The organism is Nocardia sp. CA-119907, assembly GCF_050955995.1.
GTDB lineage: Bacteria > Actinomycetota > Actinomycetes > Mycobacteriales > Mycobacteriaceae > Nocardia.
The window spans coordinates 734,623-749,299 of record NZ_CP192091.1 but is presented as its reverse complement, the minus strand read 5'-3'; the positions used below and the strand labels follow the sequence as shown (position 1 = coordinate 749,299).

Here is a 14,677-nt window from a genome sequence, read left to right as displayed (position 1 = left end):
AGGCATGGGCGTGGTGCGGGTATGAGTACCGGCGCGGCACGGTTGCTGCCCAGCCGGGCGACGGCGGTACGGATCGGCGTACTGCTGTGGCTGACGATCGTATGGTTGACGCTCTGGGGCGATCTCAGTGTCGGCAACTTAGTGGCCGGACTCGGGGTCGGCGCACTGATCATGCTGACCTTGCCGCTGCCCCGGGTCCCGGTATCCGGGCGGGTGCATCCGCTGTCGCTGGCCGAATTGATCGTTGTCAGTGTGTATTACGCGCTGGAATCCAGTCTGCAGGTGGCCTGGTTCGCGGTGCGTCCGGCGCCACCGCCGGTATCCGGTGTGCTGCGGGTGAATTTGAGTATGCGATCGGATCTGGTGCTGGTGTTGTGCGCCGATGTGCTCAATCTGATTCCCGGCACGATGGTGCTGGAGATCGACCGTCAGCGCTGTGTCATCTACGTGCATGTGCTGGATGTGAGCAGCGAGGCGGCGGTCGACACGTTCTACCGGACCACCCGGCGGCTGGAACGGCTGCTCATCTCGTCGTTCGAGCGCCCCGCCGAATGGCATTCGGCCACTAGGAGTTCCGATCCGGAGGTGGAATCGTGACCGTTGTCGCCATTGTGGCGGGCATCATGCTGATGGCCGCGGCCGTACTCGTCAGCTACCGCATTCTCGCCGGACCGAGCACCCTGGACCGGGTCGTCGGCATCGACGCGCTGATGGCCATCGCCGCCTCCGGACTCGCGGTCTGGGCCGCCTACAGCGACGACACCACGGTCGTGCCCGCGATCGTGGCGCTGGCCCTGGTGGGTTTCCTGGGCTCGGCCGCGGTCTCCCGATTCCGGGTCAGGGATGACGTATGAACCTGTGGCACTTGGCCGCCGGGGCCCTCATCCTGACCGGCGCGACGCTCGCACTGACCGCATCCATTGCCATCGTGCGCTTCCCCGACACCCTCTCGCGCATGCACGCCGCCACCAAACCCCAGGTGGTCGGTCTGATCCTGGTGCTGGCGGGCACGGCGATCCAGCTGCGCGGCCACGGCAATATCGGGCTGCTGGTACTGGTCGGCCTGTTCACCCTGCTCACCGCCCCGGTCATCGCCCATTTGATCGGCCGCACCGCCTACCGGGAACAGCGCTACCGTGACGGGCTGCTGCGCGTCAATGAAATGCGCGACGACGACGACAACCGCTGAGCCGCATCATGATCCGACCGAATCCGCTCCTCGGGTGCGCTCACCGGCACCCCGGCGAACCAGGTCGCATGGAACGCCGCGGCCATGGCGGCCAGCAACGCGAGTACGACAGTCCCGGCCAGCACCGGATACTCGGCCATCGAGACCGCGAGATAGCGGAAGGCGAGCAGCAGTGCGCCGAGGATCGCCGCGCCGAACAGGACCAGTCGCACGCGGAACCAGCCCCAGCCGCGTTCGGGATCGCGCAGTACCGATTCGACGGTCAGGCACAGCACCGCGCCCGCGACCAGGTCGACGCCGTAGTGGTAGCCGAAGCCCAGGGTCGCGGTCAAGGTCGCGAGCAGCCAGAACGCGCCGAGGCAGCGCAACCACAGCGGGGCGCGGGAGCCATCGGTGTCGCGGCGGGTGTGCACGAAGACCGACAGTGCCCACGCGGTGTGCATGGAGGGCATGCAGTTGCGCGGTGTGTAGGCGTCGAAGGGCATTGTCGCCGGATTGCGGTCGACCGGTGGGATGGCACCGGGCCAGAAGTTGCCCACCTGCAGGCCGTGGCCGTCCGCGCCGAAGGCGAACATCGGGCCGACCACCGGGAAGATCACGTAGATGACCGGACCGAGCAGTCCGAGCACCAGGAAGGTGCGCACGAGGTAGTGCGTCGGCCATAGACCGGTCGAAACCACCCGGCGCAGCTGCCACACCGCGACGACGATCGCCGCCACCGGAAGTTCGATATAGACCCAGTGCAGTACCGCGTAGACGGCCGGTCCGAGTGCGTCCACTACCCGGCCCATCACCCAGGACGGATCGCCCAGCGCGTGGTCGGCGAGCGCCACATAGACGTCGTAGACCTGTGGACGGCTGACCACCGTAATGTGCAGCCACACATCACCGACCTTGGTGGCCAGGACCAGCAGTGCGCCCAGGGCGGCGGCGTGCAGCGCATTGCGCCGCTCGACCCCGCGCCAGCGGAATACCGCGACCAGCGCCAGACCGGTCAGCACAATGGTCGGACCATTGCCGATGGCGAACGATGCACCGCTGAGCAGTCGAATACTCGCCCACACCGCGTCGATACCGGCGGCGATGCCGACCGCGATCATCCTGCGGCGCTGCGAGATTCCGACCAGGGCCAGAACCAGTCCGGCCCACGGCACCGACATGGACTTGGGCGTGCCGACGTAGTCGTGCCACAGACTGCCGAGCGGGCCCTCGAAATCGTGCCCGATCGAACCCAGCTGCAGGGCGATGAGCAGCACTGGCACCGCCGCGACGGCGGCCACCATCCAGATCCGCGAGCGCGCGCGCACCCGCTCGACGCGGCTGCCACGGCTGTCCATTTCGAGCGCTTTGCGAGCGATCGCTACGCGTTGACCCGGATCTTCGACAAGCACATCGACCATAGTAAACGGGGGATGAACGCCATCCCCCTGGCCAGCTGAACGTCAGCAGACCGTTCGCCCCGGCGACGCTACTGGTCCAACTCCTTGACCAGGGCATCGACCACCGCGACCAGATCGCCCTGTGTGCTGGCGGCCACTTTGCGCTGCCGCTGATAGGACGCGCCGCGCTGCGGGATCTCCGCCACCAGCGCGAGTTCGTCCGCACATCCCAGCCGTTTGGCCGTCGGCTCCAGTCGGTGCAGCAGATCCGTCAGATCGTCGGTGACCAATCGCTCATTGCTGTCGTCGTCGACAATGACGATCGCGTCCAGGCCGTAGCGGGCGGCCCGCCACTTGTTCTCCTGGACATGCCACGGCGGAATGGACGGCAGCGCTTCACCGCTCTCGAGGCGCTGATCGAGGTCGACGATCAGGCAGTGGATCAGCGCGGCCATGGCCGCCAGCTCCGCGCGGGTCGAAATCCCATCGCAGACCCGCACCTCGATGGTGCCCCATTTCGGCGCTGGTCGGATATCCCAGTGCATGCCGCCGAGCTGCTCGAAGACCCCGGTTTTCATCTGGTCGTGTACGAAATGCTCGAACTGCGTCCAGTTTTCGAATTGGAACGGGAGACCGGCGGTCGGCAGCTGCTGGAACATCAACGTCCGGTTGCTCGCGTAACCGGTATCCGAACCGGCCCACATCGGTGAGGACGCCGAGAGCGACAGCAGATGCGGATACGACAGCAGCAGCGAGTTCAGAATCGGAAAGACCTTCTCGCGGTGCGAGACTCCGACGTGCACGTGCACGCCCCAGATCATCATCTGGCGCCCCCACCACTGGGTGCGATCGATCAGCTCGTCGTAATGCGCTGAGCGCGTGAGCTGTTGGGCCGACCACTGGGCGAACGGATGGGTGCCCGCACAGAACAGATCGACGCCGAGCGGATCGGCGGCACGGCGCACGGTATCCATGGTGCCGCGCAGATCATCGACCGCCTCACCGACCGTGTTGTGCACACCGGTGACGAGTTCGACCGTATTGCGCAGCAATTCCTTGGTGACCTGCGGTGTGCCATCGTAGGCGCGCAGCTCGCCGAGCGAATCGAATACGGCCGCAGCGGTATTCGACAGATCGCGGGTCACCTTGTCGACGAGCGCGATCTCCCATTCGATACCGATAGTAGGCCGGGGTGAGCCCTGGAAGGGAACCCGCGCGATTGCTGTCCCGGCCATATCGGTGAACCTTGCTACTGGATGACGCCGCAAGCGACGCGGCCGCCCGCGTCGCCGGTCGCAAGAGTGGTCTCGTCCGGACCCGCGACACCGTCGGCGCGGACATAACGGTTGGGGATATTGCCGAAGTTATCGGCGTCGGCGTGGATCATCAGGGCCTTGCCCTTGATGTCGTCCAGGGTCACCGCATCGGTGGTGGTGACCAGCTTGGCCGAACCGTCCGCACGGACCTCCAGCGAGGTCAGATCGCCGCTGGCCGGATGCGCGTTGGCGCTGCCGACCTGCAGGTGGCCACCGGCGGAGAGGAAATCACCCGCGGGACCGCCGGTGGGCGCGACCGAATTCGGCTCGCACTTGCCGACCTGGTGGATGTGCAGGCCATGGAAGCCCGGACGCAGTCCGTGCGCCTCGATGCTGACCTGCAGGTGGTTACCGTCCTTGGTGATGTTCGCGACGGCGACCGAGGAGCCGGCGGGGTCCTTCAGGTCGACCTTCACCCCGGGGTTCGCGTTCGGGGCGCCTGTTTCGGTGCCGAACTCGCTCGCGGGCGGGGCGGACGCACCCGTCCATACCGGAGGCGTGGTTCCCTTGACTTCGCTCGACTCCTGACTGTTCGAGCAGGCCGCGAGGCCGAAGACCGCGACAGCGAGCACCGGGGTCACAGTGCGCCAGGACGGGCGACGAGTTGTGGACGGGGCCATCGGGGGAACTCCTTTACGAGTACCGAGTTTACGAGTAAAGCTGGGTGGACACGTTCGTTACCGGACAAGATGATGCCACGCCCGCCGTGTCGTACCGTGACAGGGCCGTGTCGCGGCGAGGCGTATTCATTTCGCGACGCTCCCGGGACCTCCGTGGTCACGCTCGGCCAGGCCTGCCGGCCCGCCGCTCGCACCGCGACACACCTCAGTTGCCCGTGACAACCACAGTGACACCCGAACCCGAACCTGCCGCTCGGGGCTGGGCGGTCGCGCCCAGTTCGTCGGCAATGGCCAGTGCGGCCTCTTTCTCACCGGGGCTATTGCCGTAGTACACAGTCGTATTCGTAATATTCGGGCCGGGATAGTTGCCGACCTCGGCGACCGTCCAGCCGTTGGCGGTGAGCTCACTCGCCGTGCGCGCGGCCAATCCGGCGACCGTGCTGTTGTTCAGAACGTGTACCGGCACCGCGCGATTCGCCGTTGTTGTCGACGGGGTCGTCGTCGGCGTCGTGGTCGACGACGTAGCGGCCGGTTTTGTGGTCGAGGCCACCGGGGTGGTCGTCGCAACCGCCGTGGTTGCGACGGCCTGACTCGTGGTCGCGGTGGTCTGACCCATTGCCGCGGTCGAGGATTCACCCGATCCCGAGGTATCGGAGTCCGAACTCGACAACGACATCGCGCCGAGCCCGGCGAACACGATGGCCAGCGCGATCAACACCATCGCCAGCGCGCGCAACGGCGGCCCGCCGGAGGTGGGATTCGAGTAGCTCACGTAAAAGACCCTATCCGCAAACCGGGTCCCATGGTCGTTGCGCGGGGCCCGCTTTTACAGCGGCGCGTCATACCTGGAAGCCGAGCCTCCGGGCGGCTCGCGCCTTCTGCCTGCTCGCCCGCAGTCGGCGCAGCCGCTTCACCAGCATGGGATCGGCGGCCAGGGCCTCCGGCCGGTCCACCACCGCGTTGAGCACCTGGTAGTACCTGGTCGGCGACATGCCGAACAGCTCACGAATGGCCTCTTCCTTGGCACCGGCGTACTTCCACCATTGCCGTTCGAAGGCCAGAATGTCGTGCTCGCGACGGCTGAGACCGTCACTGCCATCGCCGACCTGCGCGGCCGTGACATCCTCGCTCGCAGAAGGGCCGCCTTGGATCGCGGAAAGATTCCGAGCCGCTGCGCCGTCCATCTTGCTCCCTCGCCGAGTAAGAACCACCAGACGAAAAATGATGCTTATACGTCGCGGATCATTGAACCACGGGCCCGAGGGATTGCCCCACCTCAGTTACGGCGTGTTCCCTACCGGCCGGTAGCGAGTCGCAACGACGCGTTGTCGGGCTCGCGAACGCCATCGGCAATAATTGGCGCCATGGCAATCCTCCCCATCGTGATCGTCGGTGATCCCGTACTGCACAATCCGACCGAACCGGTCACCCAGACGCCGGAGGAGCTGGCCGAGCTGATCGCGGATATGTACGAAACGCTCGATGCCGCCAATGGCGTCGGGCTGGCCGCCAACCAGGTGGGCGTGCCGCTGCGGCTGTTCATCTACGACTGCCCCGATATCGATGCGAAGGGTGCGACCGTACGGCGCAAGGGTGCGGTGATCAACCCGGTGCTGGAGACCTCGGAGATTCCGGAGACCATGCCGGATCCCGACGATAACGACGAGGGCTGCCTATCGGTGCCCGGCGAGCAGTTCCCGACCGGCCGCGCCGACTGGGCGCGCGTCACCGGAACCGATGAGCAGGGCAACCCGGTCGATATCGAGGGCAAGGGTTTCTTCGCACGCATGCTGCAGCACGAGGTCGGACACCTCGACGGCTATCTCTATGTGGATGTGCTGATCGGCCGCAACGCCCGCGCGGCGAAGAAGGCGATCAAGCGGAACGGTTGGGGCACACCGGGACTCAGCTGGATTCCCGGTACGGTGCCCGATCCGTTCGGGCACGATGACTGATCCGGCCGGAGCGGAGCCTGCGCAGCGACCGGACGGGGCGGGACAACGGGGTGATTCGCCATTGCCCGATATCCAACTGGGACGGCGCGTTGTACTGCGGTATCGGTTGCCAGCGGGTTATCCACAGCCGCTCACCGATGTGATCGGCGAATTGGTCTCACTGGATCCGCCGACGGTGCGCGGCGCCGACGGACAGGTCGTCGCGGTCGCCCCGGATCGGGTGGTGGCGATGAAAGCGCTGGGGCCCAGGCCGATTCGCACCAGGGAGATTCGCGCGCTGGAGACCGCCGCGGCGTACGGCTGGCCCGGCATCGAGCAGGCCTGGATCGACGGTTGGCTGTTGCGCGCCGGGCACGGATACACCAACCGCGCCAATTCCGCTGTGCCGCTGGGGAGTTCGGACGGGCCGGCGGCGCTCGGCGCGGATACCCTGCAGCGGATCGGCGAGTGGTACACCGCGCACGGGCTGCCGGTACAACTCGCGCTGCCCGATCGACTCGCCCCACTGCCGCTCGGCTGGCGCAGTCGGCGGGAGACCCGGCTGCTCGCCATCGATATCGAGAATTTCGTACTGCCGCAGGGCCCGCCGATGGTGCGCATCGCACCCGCGCCCGATGACGCGTGGCTATCGATGCACCGCCATGGCGGCGAAGACCCTGCGACACAGGCGTTTTCCACACCGCCGGTGGTCGAAGTATTGACGGCGGTGCACGACGGCGAGGTCGGATTCGCCTCGCTCGGCCTGCCCCGGCCCATCGCGATCGGCCGCGGCGCGCTCACCACCGCGCCGGACGGCCGCCACTGGATCGGTCTGACCTGCGTCGCGGTGGCGGCCGAGCACCGCAGACACGGACTGGGATCGCTGGTGTGCGCGGAGCTGATCCGCTGGGGTGCCGACCGCGGCGCCACCCACGCATACCTCCAGGTCGAGGCCGAGAACACCGTGGCCATCGCGATGTACCACGAACTGGGTTTTCTCGACCACCACTCCTACCGCTACGCCACGCCGGACGGCCCTCGCTGAACCAGTGTTCCTCCGGTAGAACAGAGCTATCACCCATTGCGAAGGAAGGCATCCGTGCGTCTCGCGACCTGGAACGTCAACTCGATCCGCTCCCGCCTCGACCGGGTCGCGGACTTCCTCGACCGCCAGGACATCGATGTGCTCGCGATGCAGGAGACCAAATGCCGTGACGACCAGTTCCCGTTCGAGCGCTTCGACGAACTGGGCTACGAGGTCGCCCATATCGGGCTGAACCAGTGGAACGGCGTGGCCATCGCCTCCCGCATCGGCTTGGACGATGTGGCCGACGCCTTCCCGAATCAGCCCGGCTTCGACAAGGACGCGGACGAATCGCTGATCAGCGCCCCGATCGTGGAATCGCGCGCACTCGGGGCGACCTGCGGTGGCGTCCGAGTATGGAGCCTCTACGTACCCAATGGCCGCACCCTCGACGACCCGCACTACACCTACAAACTGGAATGGCTTGCCGCCCTGCGCGATAACGGCGCCCAATGGCTCGCCGACCATCCGGAGGCCCAGATCGCCCTGGTCGGCGACTGGAATATCGCACCGACCGACGACGATGTCTGGTCTGTCGAATACTTCGCCGATAAAACCCACACCTCGCAGCCCGAACGCGACGCCTTCAACGCCATTGTCGAAACCGGCTTCGCCGACATCATGCGCCCCTTCGCCCCCGGCCCCGGCGTCTACACCTACTGGGACTACACCCAACTGCGCTTCCCCCGAAAAGAAGGCATGCGCATCGATTTCATCCTCGGCTCCCCCGCCCTGACCGCCCGCGCCAAGGACGCCCTGGTCGACCGCGAGGAACGAAAAGGCAAGGGGGCCAGCGACCATGCCCCGGTGATCGCCGAATTCACCGATTAGGAGTCGCCGACGGATTCCACGAGGTCGTGGTCCGCGATATCTCCGGCCCGAAGCTGTCCGATAGATCGCTCCAAGTGACGGGCGTTGGCCGGTGAGCCGAGCGGCCGTAACGCGAACTACGGGTTCATCTCGTACCCACCGGCGTGCGCCCGCGCCTGGGCGAGCACCTGATCGAAGCGCTTCTGGTCGGTGATCGGGCGGCGGACCAGGTCCAGGGCGCGGGTTTGTTGGGCCTTGGTGGCGGTGGGCTTGGTATGCAGGGTCAGTGCGTTCTTGGAGAATTCGCGGACGAAGATGTCGAATATCTGGTCCAGTACCGCTGTGCTCGTGGCTTCGATCTCGGCCTGTTCGAGGATCAGCTGGGCGTAGGGCACTGCCGTGAAGAGCTCGCCGAGGGCGAAGAGGAAGTCGACATCGCGCTGCTGGGCGGGGGTCGGGGAGGCCGCGGCGAGCAGGGTTTGGAAGGCGAGGGCCTGCTCCAGGAAGATGCCGACATTCGGCACGTGGGCGAACTTCTCGAAGACCGGTCGCCAGTCGCGGAAGCGAATTCGGCCGAGTCCGCTGCTCGGGCCCTGCCGGAACAGGAATTCGTCATCGGCGCCGTCGCGCCGGGTCGGCACGGGATCGTAACTGGCACCGGCCAATTCGGTGCGCAGCCTGGGCACCGCGGCACCGGCGTGCGGGGTGAGCTTGCGACTCGACCAGCTCAGCGCACCGGAAACCGCGCGCACCGTACCCTTCGGCGCGATACCGGCGCCGGGAAGGTAACGCAGCGCCGCCAATCCGGCATCGGCCGGATGGAACATATAGTTGGCCAAGAACTTCAGTGACAGCGCCATATTCACGTGCACGGTGCCTTCGAGCCGCGGCAGCCCGAACAGTCCGAGCATCGCCATCGGGAAGTACATATCGTTCTCGAAGCCGCGGGCCGCGATCACATCCGCGAGATCCTCGATGATGCGCTGGCCCTGCCGGGTCACGGTCATCTTCTCGATCGCGTTGAACAGCAGGTAGCGACGGTCATCCGGGGACGCGCAGCGCAGATAGTCGATAGCTCGCTCGCTGTAGAGCTTCATTGCGAGCAACCGTGCGTACGAATCGGTCAGCAGCGAGCGCACCTGCGGGAATTCGGTTACCCTGTGCCCGAACAGAATTCGGTTCTCGGCATGGGTGATCGCCTCGTAGAAGGCGTGTTCACAGGCGCCGACCGCACCGAATCCGAGATTGAACTTGCCGACGTTCACGGTATTCATGGCCGCGTGGAAGGCGTTCTCACCGCGGTGCAGGATGTCTTCCTCGGCGACCGGATACTGCTCCAGATCGAAGGCGGCCACATACATCTGGCTGTCGACGACATTGCGGCGCAACTTGTAGTTCTCGTGCTTGCTGTCCGCGACGAAGAACAGATACCCCTCGTAATCCTCCTGCGTCGGTTTGCTTCCCAGTGCTTTCGCGCTATCGATGATCGGCTTGTCCGCACGCCGACCGAATACCGACACCATGCCCGCCAGATTGCCGTTGCCGATGTAATGCTTACCGCCGGAGGCGGTATAGCCGCCGCCACTGCTGGGCGTGAGCACCATATCGGTGGAGTAGACGTCGGCGCCGTGCTCCTTTTCGGACAGGCCGAAGGCGAAGATTTCGCCGGAATCCAGCAGCGCGGCGGCCCTTTGTTTGGCGGCCTTGTTCTCGCTCTGCCAGATCGGGCCGAGTCCGAGAATGGTGACCTGCCAGACATACCAGTAGGACATTCCGTAGAAGCCGAGGATCTTGCTCATCATCGCGATCCGGCCGGCGTCCCAGCGCTTGTTCGGATCGCCGTTCGCCTCGGCCGCGGGGGTGAGGAAGGTGGCGAACACGCGCTCGCGCTTCACGAAATCGAGGAAGTCGGCGTACCAGATCCGCTCCCGGTCATCGTGCTTCAGTGCCGCCTTGCCCTTGGCTTCGAACCAGTCGACGGTGGCGCGCAGCAGCCTGCGGGTCTCCGCGTCGAATTCGGCGAATTCGCAGGTCTTCGGGTTGAACAGAGTTTCGGGCATCGATGACTCCTCGGCCGGGCGACTAGCTGTCCTGTCCTGCTCGGACGGCTTCATTCGCGACTGTAGCATTATTGTTCGTCGATGTAGGAATCTGACCCCCAGGCTCGGGACCAGCGCGAACCCACGGTACAACGCTGATATCTTGGTGCGCATGGGTAGCGAGACCGCGGTGCGGCCACGGCAGCGTGCACAGCATCTGGGCCCCGAGCGTCGCCGGCCCCAAGTGCTCGACACCGCATTGGCGATCGCCGTCGAACACGGCATCGCGGCGGTCACCATGGCCGCGATCGCCGAGCGGATGAATGTGACCCGACCCGTGGTGTACGCCTGCTTTCCGGATCGCGTCGAACTGATCGAGGCGCTGATCCAGCGCGAGGAGAGCTTTCTCGTCGGCGGACTGCTCGAGGTGCTGCCGCCGCGCGATGTCGACGCGGGCGAGACCGTATTCATCGACGGCTTCCGCGCGCTGCTGGAGAAGGCGGCCGATCGGCCCGATGCGTGGCGGCTGCTGTACGGCAATCCCGATCCGGCCGTTGCGGATTCATTCGGGCGCGGCCGCAAACTCGCCATCGAACGCTGCACCACACTGCTGCGCCCGACACTGCGCGCCTGGGGCACCGCGGACGCCGACCGCAAACTGCCGGTGCTGGTGGAACTGTGGGTGTCCGCGGGCGAGGGCGCGGTGCGCACCCTGCTCACCGGCGAGGGTGACTGGGATCCGCAGAGCCTCGGGGCATTCGTCGGCTCGGCCGTCCACCGCGCGCTGCGCCACGCCTGAGCGAGGCGGCACCTACTGCACCACGCGCCCGATCTGACCTGACGACGGTCGACAATTGTTCAGCAGTTGGCCCTATCGCTAGGCGGAATGCCGCAGAAGACCGCGCTGGACCAACAAAATGTCCACCGATCTCGCCCTGTGCCCCACCATCGGGCACTACGATGGAGGCATATCCAGCGGTCCAGCCGGAGGTACGGTCATGGCGTTCTATCGGCAGGTGGGAGCGGTGCCGCCGAAGCGACACACGCAGCATCGAGACGACCAGGGGCAGCTCTATTACGAAGAGCTGATGGGCGAGGAAGGCTTCTCCGGCGATTCCTCGTTGCTGTATCACCGGGGTCTGCCGCCCGCGATCGTCGACTCGACGGTCTGGGAGTTGCCGGACCAGTCCCTGACTCCGAATCATCCACTGCGCCATCGCCATCTGCGGCTGCACCAGCTGTTCCCCGGCGATACCCCGGCCGAAACCGATCCGGTCACCGGCCGACGGCTGCTGCTCGGGAACGCGGATGTGCGGATCTCCTACGTCGCGGCCAAGGGCGCCTCACCGCTGTATCGCAATGCGATCGGCGATGAGCTGGTGTACGTGGAATCCGGTGCCGCCGTCGTCGAAACGGTCTTCGGCACCATTCCCGCCCGACAGGGCGACCAGGTTCTGATTCCGCGGGCGACCACACACCGCTGGCTACCGAGCGGCCCGGAACCGCTGCGCGCGTACGTCATCGAGGCGGCCGGCCACATCACCCCGCCGAAGCGCTATCTATCGAAATTCGGTCAGCTGCTGGAACATTCGCCGTACTGCGAGCGCGATCTGCACGGACCGTCGCAGCCGTTGATCGCCAACGGAACCGATATCGAGGTGCTGGTGAAACACCGACCCGGCGGTCGCGTGGTCGGCACCCGGATGATCTACGCGACGCATCCCTTCGATGTGGTCGGCTGGGACGGCTACCTGTATCCGCTCACCTTCAATATCTCCGATTTCGAACCCCTCACCGGTCGGGTGCACCAGCCGCCGCCCGCCCATCAGGCCTTCGAAGGCATCAACTTCGTGGTGTGCAATTTCGTACCGCGCAAGGTCGACTACCACCCGCTATCGATTCCGGTGCCGTACTACCACTCCAATGTCGACAGCGACGAAATCATGTTCTACTGCGGCGGAAACTACGAGGCGCGTAGGGGTTCGGGCATCGGCCAGGGTTCGGTGTCGGTGCATCCCGGCGGCTATGCGCACGGTCCGCAGCCGGGCGCGTACGAGCGCAGTATCGGCATCGACTTCTTCGATGAACTCGCGGTCATGGTCGATACCTTCCGGCCGCTCGAACTCGGCGAGGGCGCGCTGGCCTGCGAGGATCCGGGATATGCGTGGACCTGGTCGGGTCGCGGACCACAGGCCGACGGACACCGGCCACCGAATCAGCGCGCGCACGCGGACCGCGGGCCCGCATGAAGACCCGCGTCGAAGTAGCCGACGACGACCTCTTCGGTCCCCGCAATCTCCCCTACGGCGTCTTCGCACCCGAAGGTGCGGGTTTTCGTGTCGGCGTCCGGATCGGCGAATATGCCATCGATCTGGCTGCGGCACTGGAGGATCCGGTCTTCGCCGAGCCGAACCTCAATGCCTTCATGGCGCAGGGGCCGCGTCGTTGGCGCGAGGTGCGCAACCGGATCCGCGAACTGATCGATGCCGAATTGCCCACCGCCGCCGTGCACCTACTGCATGACGTGCGGACGAAGCTGCCGGTACAGATCGGCGATTACGTCGATTTCTACGCCAGCATCGACCACGCGACGAACCTCGGCAAACTGTTCCGTCCCGATGCCGAACCACTGCTACCGAATTGGCGATATCTGCCGGTCGGATACCACGGACGCGCCGGCACCGTGGTGGTCTCCGGCACCGAGATCGTGCGCCCGCGCGGCCAACGCCGAACAGCCTCCGGCACACCGGATTTCGGTCCGTCACAGCGTCTCGATATCGAGGCGGAGCTCGGTTTCCTGGTCGGGATCGGTTCCGAACTCGGCACCCCCATCGATATCGACGAGTTCGCCGAGCACGTCTTCGGCGTCGCGCTGGTGAACGATTGGTCCGCGCGTGATATCCAGGCCTGGGAGTATCAGCCGCTCGGACCGTTCCTCGGCAAATCCTTCGCGACGTCGCTGTCGGCCTGGGTCACCCCGCTGGCCGCATTGGAGGCGGCCCGCATACCGCTGCCGCGGCAAGTGCCCGAGCCGCTGCCCTATCTGCGGGGCAGCCAGTCATGGGGATTCGATATCGATCTGGCCGTGCGCTGGAACGGCCAAACCGTCGCACACCCACCGTATGCCCGGATGTACTGGTCACCGGCGCAGATGCTGGCGCATCTCACCGCGAACGGCGCCGCCACCCGCACCGGCGATCTCTACGCCTCGGGCACCATCTCCGGACCGGCATCGGACCAGCGCGGTTCGTTCATCGAATTGTCCTGGGGCGGAGCCGACCCCGTCATGGTGAACGGGCTGCACCGCACCTTCCTGGAGGATGGCGACGAGGTGGTCATCACCGCATCCGCCCCGGGCCCGAACTCGCATCGCATCGGCCTCGCCGAGGTCCGCGGCCGCATCTGGCACGCCCGCCCCGCACCATGACACAACCCGGCGCACTCACCGGCTGGCCAGAGGCCAAGCGGGCAGGACGAGTGACGCATAGCCCGTGGCTACCTCGCACATGGTACGGCCTATGCGAGGTAGCCAATGGGTATGCGGCAAGTATCGAGGTGGCGGCGTGGGGCGCTCACCGCGCGGCGTCGATCCGGACGCCGGCATCGACCACGGCGATGAACCGCTGCAGATCTTCGGTGAGGGTATCGACCATATCGGGAGCGCCACCGTCGTCGTGATGGTGCAGCCAGTCCGCGACGAGTTCGAACATGCCGCCGATGGTGGCCAGCGCCAATGCGATTCGCCTGCGCTGCACCTGCGGATCCGATGACGCCTCGCCGGACCACTGCCGGTCCAGGAAGGCCGCCGCCCAGCGCCGGTTACTGCGGCGCTGCTGCTCCACCGCGGGTGAGATGCCGCCCGCCTCGCCGAAGGTCACCTTGGCCAGCCGCGAATCATCGGCGATGGCATGGACGAAGGCTGCGATTATGGTCTCGGCGCGCTCGGGCCAGGGCAATTCGGCGGACGCGGCGGCCGCCTCGCTGGCCCGCTGCTGGATCTGCTCGGTGATATGGGTGAGCAGCGCGACGTAGCACGCTTCCTTGCTGTCGAAATGATCGTAGAAACCCTTGGTGCCGACAAAGGCGCGCTGACAGATCTGTTCGATCGAGGTTCCCGAAAAGCCTTGCTCGGCAAATAGTTCGGTAGCCGCGTCGAGCAGTTGGCTGCGCCGTTGCGCGCTGCGCTGCTCGGCATCGAGGCCACGGATACGGCGCCGGGCCGAAGTCGGATCGGGCCGCGCGGCGGATTTGCTGCGGGTCATACACCGACCATAGCCGGAGGCATTTCAACAAGACCTCTTGTTGG

General features: G+C 66.0%; 16 protein-coding genes. 9 read left to right on the top strand and 7 right to left on the bottom strand.

Annotated elements, in window-relative coordinates:
* Positions 1–21 precede the first annotated feature (21 nt).
* Genes ACQP2D_RS03535 through mnhG form a run of 3 tightly spaced genes read left to right on the top strand, consistent with a single transcriptional unit; the run spans position 22 to position 1,189 of the window.
* Positions 22–597: a Na+/H+ antiporter subunit E gene (locus ACQP2D_RS03535; RefSeq protein WP_433682286.1), complete on the top strand. Its 576-nt coding sequence runs from the start codon at positions 22–24 to the stop codon at positions 595–597.
* On the top strand, positions 594–854 hold the full coding sequence (locus ACQP2D_RS03530; protein WP_433682285.1) for a monovalent cation/H+ antiporter complex subunit F: 261 nt from the start codon (positions 594–596) through the stop codon (positions 852–854). The genes ACQP2D_RS03535 and ACQP2D_RS03530 overlap by 4 nt, the downstream gene beginning before the upstream one ends.
* On the top strand, positions 851–1,189 hold the full coding sequence (gene mnhG, locus ACQP2D_RS03525; protein WP_433682284.1) for a monovalent cation/H(+) antiporter subunit G: 339 nt from the start codon (positions 851–853) through the stop codon (positions 1,187–1,189). The genes ACQP2D_RS03530 and mnhG overlap by 4 nt, the downstream gene beginning before the upstream one ends.
* On the opposite strand, the gene ACQP2D_RS03520 is transcribed toward mnhG, so the two are convergent.
* The 5 genes from ACQP2D_RS03520 to ACQP2D_RS03500 form a co-directional block, all read right to left on the bottom strand.
* The gene (locus ACQP2D_RS03520; protein WP_433685516.1) at positions 1,132–2,472 is read right to left on the bottom strand and encodes a DUF5933 domain-containing protein; all 1,341 of its coding nucleotides are present in this window, start codon (positions 2,470–2,472) and stop codon (positions 1,132–1,134) included. The genes mnhG and ACQP2D_RS03520 overlap by 58 nt on opposite strands.
* A gap of 185 nt (positions 2,473–2,657) precedes the next feature.
* Positions 2,658–3,803 carry a glutamate--cysteine ligase gene (locus ACQP2D_RS03515; RefSeq protein ID WP_433682283.1) on the bottom strand — a complete coding sequence of 382 codons (1,146 nt, stop codon included), beginning with the start codon at positions 3,801–3,803 and terminating at the stop codon, positions 2,658–2,660.
* 14 nt (positions 3,804–3,817) lie between these two features.
* On the bottom strand, positions 3,818–4,504 hold the full coding sequence (gene sodC, locus ACQP2D_RS03510) for a superoxide dismutase[Cu-Zn] (protein ID WP_433682282.1): 687 nt from the start codon (positions 4,502–4,504) through the stop codon (positions 3,818–3,820).
* A gap of 205 nt (positions 4,505–4,709) precedes the next feature.
* On the bottom strand, positions 4,710–5,276 hold the full coding sequence (locus ACQP2D_RS03505; RefSeq protein WP_433682281.1) for a LytR C-terminal domain-containing protein: 567 nt from the start codon (positions 5,274–5,276) through the stop codon (positions 4,710–4,712).
* Positions 5,277–5,343: 67 nt separating this feature from the next.
* Positions 5,344–5,688 (bottom strand): DUF3263 domain-containing protein, encoded by a 345-nt coding sequence (locus ACQP2D_RS03500; RefSeq protein WP_433682280.1) that lies wholly within the window; start codon positions 5,686–5,688, stop codon positions 5,344–5,346.
* Positions 5,689–5,868: 180 nt separating this feature from the next.
* Between ACQP2D_RS03500 and ACQP2D_RS03495 the strand changes: the two genes are divergently transcribed.
* Genes ACQP2D_RS03495 through ACQP2D_RS03485 form a run of 3 tightly spaced genes read left to right on the top strand, consistent with a single transcriptional unit; the run spans position 5,869 to position 8,353 of the window.
* Positions 5,869–6,459: a peptide deformylase gene (locus tag ACQP2D_RS03495; protein ID WP_433682279.1), complete on the top strand. Its 591-nt coding sequence runs from the start codon at positions 5,869–5,871 to the stop codon at positions 6,457–6,459.
* On the top strand, positions 6,452–7,483 hold the full coding sequence (locus ACQP2D_RS03490; protein WP_433682278.1) for an N-acetylglutamate synthase, CG3035 family: 1,032 nt from the start codon (positions 6,452–6,454) through the stop codon (positions 7,481–7,483). The genes ACQP2D_RS03495 and ACQP2D_RS03490 overlap by 8 nt, the downstream gene beginning before the upstream one ends.
* Positions 7,484–7,537: 54 nt before the next feature.
* Positions 7,538–8,353, top strand: a complete 816-nt coding sequence (locus ACQP2D_RS03485; protein ID WP_433682277.1) for an exodeoxyribonuclease III — start codon at positions 7,538–7,540, stop codon at positions 8,351–8,353.
* A gap of 116 nt (positions 8,354–8,469) precedes the next feature.
* Here the strand turns inward: ACQP2D_RS03485 and ACQP2D_RS03480 are convergent, their stop codons facing one another.
* Positions 8,470–10,392: an acyl-CoA dehydrogenase family protein gene (locus ACQP2D_RS03480; RefSeq protein WP_433682276.1), complete on the bottom strand. Its 1,923-nt coding sequence runs from the start codon at positions 10,390–10,392 to the stop codon at positions 8,470–8,472.
* A gap of 151 nt (positions 10,393–10,543) precedes the next feature.
* On the opposite strand from ACQP2D_RS03480, the gene ACQP2D_RS03475 reads away from it, so the two are divergent.
* The 3 genes from ACQP2D_RS03475 to fahA all read left to right on the top strand — a co-directional run bounded on the left by ACQP2D_RS03475 (position 10,544) and on the right by fahA (position 13,798).
* Positions 10,544–11,170, top strand: a complete 627-nt coding sequence (locus ACQP2D_RS03475) for a TetR/AcrR family transcriptional regulator (RefSeq protein ID WP_433682275.1) — start codon at positions 10,544–10,546, stop codon at positions 11,168–11,170.
* A 199-nt stretch (positions 11,171–11,369) separates the two neighbouring features.
* Positions 11,370–12,620, top strand: coding sequence for a homogentisate 1,2-dioxygenase (locus ACQP2D_RS03470; protein WP_433682274.1), 1,251 nt, complete (start codon positions 11,370–11,372; stop codon positions 12,618–12,620).
* Complete coding sequence (gene fahA, locus ACQP2D_RS03465) at positions 12,617–13,798, top strand: fumarylacetoacetase (protein ID WP_433682273.1); 1,182 nt, start codon at positions 12,617–12,619, stop codon at positions 13,796–13,798. Before ACQP2D_RS03470 ends, fahA begins: the two co-directional genes overlap by 4 nt.
* A gap of 145 nt (positions 13,799–13,943) precedes the next feature.
* Here fahA and ACQP2D_RS03460 read toward each other — a convergent pair whose 3' ends face one another.
* Positions 13,944–14,633: a TetR/AcrR family transcriptional regulator gene (locus tag ACQP2D_RS03460; RefSeq protein WP_433682272.1), complete on the bottom strand. Its 690-nt coding sequence runs from the start codon at positions 14,631–14,633 to the stop codon at positions 13,944–13,946.
* Positions 14,634–14,677 lie beyond the last annotated feature (44 nt).